Below are 993 nucleotides of genomic sequence, written 5' to 3'. Positions count from 1 at the left end.
AAGTTATCGGTTTTGACCTTGATAGTATTTCTCTAATTTTATCTTTATATCTTTTTAATGATTGTTTAGATATAGTAGTGCAAGCTTTTCCAAATGATAGCATTATCGTAAATCCTAGAAATTTTCTTTTCCATGGTCTCTCTACTGCACTTTTGCTTCTATTTACTTTTAATTTCAATTTACCTTCTATGAAATTTGTTATGTTATCCATAACTCTTTCTCCGGCTCTTTTACTCTTAACGTAAATGTTACAATCGTCAGCGTAGCGACAGAATTTATGCTCTCTTTTCTCTAGTTCCTTATCTAATTCATCTAACATTATATTAGATAGAAGTTGAACTTAATGGACCTCCTTGAGGAGCTCCTTCCTCACTTGTTGCTACTATTCCGTTAATCATTATTCCAGCCTGAAGATATTTTCTTATTAACCTCAATACTCTCTTATTTTATACTCCTTGAGAGTTTATACATAAGTATATCGTGGTTAACTCTATCAAAGAATTTCTCTAGGTCTATATCTACAAACCAATCTATAACCTTCATTTATATAAGTTTCTGCCTTTTGTATAGCATCTTTTGCCCCTCTTCGAGGACGGAAGCCAAAACTATTTTCTGAAAAGTTCTCATCATAGATATAATTTAGCTCTTGCGCAATTGCTTGTTGAATAAACCTATCCAAAACTGTTGGTATTCCTAACAATCTAGTTCCACCATTAGGTTTGGGTATCTCATCTCTTCTAACAGGCATTGGTTTATACTCATTATTTAAAATACTTTCTTTTATTGATAACCAGTTATCTTTAAGAAATTGTCTAAGTTCATAGACTGTCATTCCATCAACTCCATGGCTACCTTTATTTGAGATTACTCTTTTCATTGCTAGAAGTAAATTTTCTCTTGATAGTATTCTTTCTAATGAGCCATATTCAAATTCACTTGTTTCTCTATTTGAAGTTGCCGAGAATCTTCTATGCACTCTTTGCTTATATTCAA

The 993-nt window shown here is 31.8% G+C and carries 1 pseudogene; it reads right to left on the bottom strand.

Annotated features, from left to right (window positions below):
• A pseudogene (gene ltrA, locus HMPREF0216_RS18270) lies at window positions 1–916 on the bottom strand (group II intron reverse transcriptase/maturase); the annotation flags it as partial.
• Window positions 917–993 lie beyond the last annotated feature (77 nt).

It is taken from the genome of Clostridium celatum DSM 1785 (assembly GCF_000320405.1).
Taxonomy (GTDB): Bacteria; Bacillota; Clostridia; order Clostridiales; family Clostridiaceae; genus Clostridium; species Clostridium celatum.
The sequence above is the reverse complement of the archived record's forward strand: the minus strand, read 5'-3'. Positions and strand labels throughout refer to the sequence as shown.